The organism is Synechocystis sp. LEGE 06083, assembly GCF_015207725.1.
GTDB classification, from domain to species: domain Bacteria; phylum Cyanobacteriota; class Cyanobacteriia; order Cyanobacteriales; family Microcystaceae; genus Synechocystis; species Synechocystis salina.
This window is the reverse complement of sequence record NZ_JADEWJ010000335.1, coordinates 1-3,656: the sequence shown is the minus strand read 5'-3', so window position 1 is coordinate 3,656 and position 3,656 is coordinate 1. Positions and strand designations below refer to the sequence as shown.

Sequence of the window (3,656 nt, the reverse complement as noted above, 5' to 3'; positions counted from 1 at the left end):
CAATGAAAGTCAACCCTTTTTGGAAGGGGCAATTATTACGGCGGCCCAAAATCCTGATGGCTTTAAAATTATCGATGTTATTAATGCCTATGGTGGCTCAGACTTGGTTTTAAATCTAGATACTTTTAAAAATACCATTGACCAAGCGGATAGTTTATACCAAGCCACTGATCGAATTTTTACCTGGTTGGGCAAACAGGACAGTCCCTCTCCCTCCGTGCCCCCAAACCTAAAACCCTTAGCCTTGGCTGAGCCTGGACCACAACAATGGAAAACCACTAATCTCATCATTCCCCGTCCCGACGGTCAACCAGTCAAAGTTTTTGTTTATCTACCCCAGGGCAACACTAAGCCTGCTCCCTTGGTGGTGATTGCCCCTGGCTTAAATTCTAATTTTCAGGCCTTTACCTACATTGCCGATCATTTGGCTTCCTATGGCTTTGCGATCGCCGGCATTGATTTTCCCGAAAGTGATGCAGCTCGGATGCAGGATTCCCTCCAGGGCCTAGATGCGTTTCCCAATCCCAACGCCTGGCTAGAACAACCCAAGGATGTCACCTTAGTGCTGGATACCCTGGCCCAAAAAGCGGCTACGGACCCTGCTTGGCAAGGCAAATTTGACATTAACAATGTGGGGATTTTGGGTCACTCCCTCGGTGGCTACACGGCGATCGCCAGTGGAGGAGCCAGTTTGGAATGGCCCACATTGCTCCAAGAATGCGAAAAGTTAAACCAGCCCAATCAAATTAATCTTAACCCCGCCCTACTCTGGCAATGTCAGGGGGTAGATAGTGCTCCACCCTTGGCCGACCTCCAAGATAAACGGATTAAAGCTGTGCTGGCCATTAATCCCGTCACCAACCCCATTTTTGGCCCCGATGGCATGAAAAACTTAGCCGTACCCACCCTGATTGTGGCCGGTAGTGATGATATTTTTGCTCCACCAGTGCCGGAACAAATCATTCCCTTTTCCCTGATTGAGGACACGGATAAATATCTGCTGTTAGTGCAAAATGCAACCCATTTGTCCTTCATTGCAGGCACGGAAAATCTGCCGGAAAAAATTGTTGGCCCTGGCCAGGACTTGGCCTATACCTACCTAAAAAGTTTAGGATTAGCTTTCTTTGATCTTTATCTCCAGCAAAATAATGATTCGGCAATGTATTTGACGGATGAAGCAGTGCAAAGAATGAGTCAAGCTCCCCTGCCCTTACAACTAGTACAAAGACTAACGCCGGCCCAACTTGAGCAGGCCATGGATATTAACAACTAATGCTTGGCCTAGGGCGGTAGTTGCCCCGGATGTTTTTGATGGTATTATCAATGGCATCTTTTGCAGACTTTTAACTGTAGTGAGGCAATAACCATGGCAGAGGCACCGATCGCCCCGGTGGTTCTGGTCATCCTAGATGGCTGGGGCTATCGCCCAGATACCCGCGCAAATGCAATTGCCCAGGCTAACACCCCCATTATGGATAGTCTGATCACGGCTTACCCCAATACCCTGGTGAATACCTCCGGGAAAGATGTGGGTTTGCCCAAAGGTCAAATGGGTAACTCCGAAGTTGGTCACCTCAATTTAGGCGCTGGGCGGGTGGTGCCCCAGGAGTTGATACGTATTAGTGACGCCATTGAAGACGGTAGTTTTTTTGAGAATGAAGCCTTGGTGAAAGTTTGCCAACGAGTGCGCGATCGCCGGGGCAAATTGCATTTAATTGGTCTTTGTTCCGACGGGGGAGTTCACTCCCACATTGACCATCTTTTAGGGCTAATTGACTTGACTAAACTCCAAGGCATTAGTCAACTTTGCATCCACGCCATTACCGATGGCCGGGATACCCCCACCAATGAAGGGGCCCATTTTGTCCAACAAATCCAAGCCCATCTCGACAAAATTGGTTTGGGGCGTATTGTCAGTGTCAGTGGCCGCTATTACGCCCTCGACCGCGACCGTCGTTGGGACCGGGTGGAAAAGGCCTATCGAGTCATGACAGAGGATGGGGTAGGAGATGGCCGTAGTGCTGCCCAGGTGGTGAAAGATTATTACGCCAACGACATTACCGATGAATTTATTCCCCCCACTAGGGTAGGCACCGGGGCGATCGCCTCTGGGGACGGGGTCATCTTCTACAACTTTCGTCCCGACCGAGCTAGACAACTTTGCTACGCTTTGGTTAACCCCAGCTTTGATGGTTTTCCCAGGGAAAGGATTCAGCCCCTAGATTTTGTCACCTTCACCCAGTACGATCCTGCCCTGCCAGTGGTTGTGGCCTTTGAGCCGCAAAATCTGAATAACATTTTGGGAGAGATTGTTGCCCGCCACGGCATGAAGCAGTTCCGCACGGCAGAAACGGAAAAATATCCCCATGTCACCTACTTTTTCAATGGCGGTTTGGAACAACCCTTTGCCGGGGAAGACCGGGAGCTAATTCAAAGCCCCATGGTATCCACCTACGACAAAGCGCCCCAAATGTCTGCCAAAGCCGTTACCGATACGGTTTGTCGAGCCATGGAAAAAGGCATTTACTCCCTGGTGGTGGTCAACTATGCCAATCCCGATATGGTGGGGCACACCGGTAAACTCAAAGAAGCGATTCAGGCGATCGAAACCGTCGACCTCAATGTGGGACGCCTCCTGGCCAGTGCCGCTAAAATGGGGGGCACCGTGTTAATCACCGCCGACCATGGCAATGCGGAATATATGAGCGATGAGTCGGGTAATCCCTGGACCGCCCACACCACCAACCCAGTGCCGTTTATTTTGGTGGAAGGGGAAGGACGCAAAATTCCTGGCCATGGTGGCGAAGTCAAGCTGCGGGAAGGGGGGAAGCTGGCGGACATTGCCCCCACGATTTTGGATATTTTGCAGTTGCCTGTTCCAGCAGAAATGACTGGTAAAACCCTTATTGATCAGCCCTTGGTGGAAATTAAGACCAATCGCACTCCGGTTAACCTCTCCCGTTAGGTAGGGTGGTTAAACGCGCTAAAATGGGAAGCCTGCACGATCGCCGAGGGGCGCTAGATTGTTATGACTTTAATTACTGTTCTAAGAATTATTTGGATGGCTTCCGCCGCCCTGTTGACCGTACTGGTGTTGCTCCACAGCCCTAAAGGGGATGGCATTGCTGGCATTGGTGGCCAAGCCCAATTGTTTACCAGTGCCAAAAGTGCAGAAAAAACCCTCAACCAAGTGACCTGGACCCTGAGCATTATTTTCATTGGGCTGACCATCATTTTGAGTGCTGGCTGGCTGGCCAATTAAGTTAGGGGATATGGGGGACGATTTGACCCTTCTCGATCGCCAAAACTTCTTTGATCTGGCCAGGCTTTGGGCGATGCTGCCTCCGGCGTTGGCGGTTGAGGGGTTTGCTCCACAGGGGTAAGGATTTTGAAAGAACGCATAAAACCCTGGGCCCAGTTCCTGGCCCTATTGTTGTTGACTTTACTGCTGGTTAACCTACCGGCGATCGCCAGCAATGGGGACAAGCCGACTTTACCAGCACTCCAAGTTCATCCCCTCCCCCCTGAATTGGTAGATTTGGGCATTAGCCTGGAGAATCGCAGTTTCCCTGGGGATGATGGCACCGACTATTTTGCCCAAGTGCAATCTTCCCCCCTCGGGCATCTGGTCTGGTCTAGATTTCCTGTCACTGTAG

Annotated in this window: 3 protein-coding genes and 1 pseudogene; all 4 read left to right on the top strand. The window is 50.7% G+C overall.

From position 1 onward, the window contains the following. Positions 1-1,273: hypothetical protein (locus tag IQ219_RS18010; protein WP_194073517.1), on the top strand; the 1,273-nt coding region annotated here is incomplete at its 5' end. 93 nt (positions 1,274-1,366) lie between these two features. Beyond that, positions 1,367-2,965, top strand: a complete 1,599-nt coding sequence (gpmI, locus tag IQ219_RS18005) for a 2,3-bisphosphoglycerate-independent phosphoglycerate mutase (protein ID WP_194073516.1) — start codon at positions 1,367-1,369, stop codon at positions 2,963-2,965. A gap of 63 nt (positions 2,966-3,028) precedes the next feature. After that, a complete protein-coding gene (secG, locus tag IQ219_RS18000; RefSeq protein WP_010873234.1) occupies positions 3,029-3,262 on the top strand; it encodes a preprotein translocase subunit SecG in 234 nt (77 codons plus the stop codon). Between the two features lie 126 nt (positions 3,263-3,388). Beyond that, positions 3,389-3,656: pseudogene (locus tag IQ219_RS17995) on the top strand (hypothetical protein); the annotation flags it as partial.

What these genes read in the sequence shown, in the direction of transcription:
- gpmI (WP_194073516.1), top strand. Translation starts at nt 1,367, where the DNA reads ATGGCAGAGGCACCGATCGCCCCGGTGGTTCTGGTCATCCTAGATGGC.
- secG (WP_010873234.1), top strand. Translation starts at nt 3,029, where the DNA reads ATGACTTTAATTACTGTTCTAAGAATTATTTGGATGGCTTCCGCCGCC.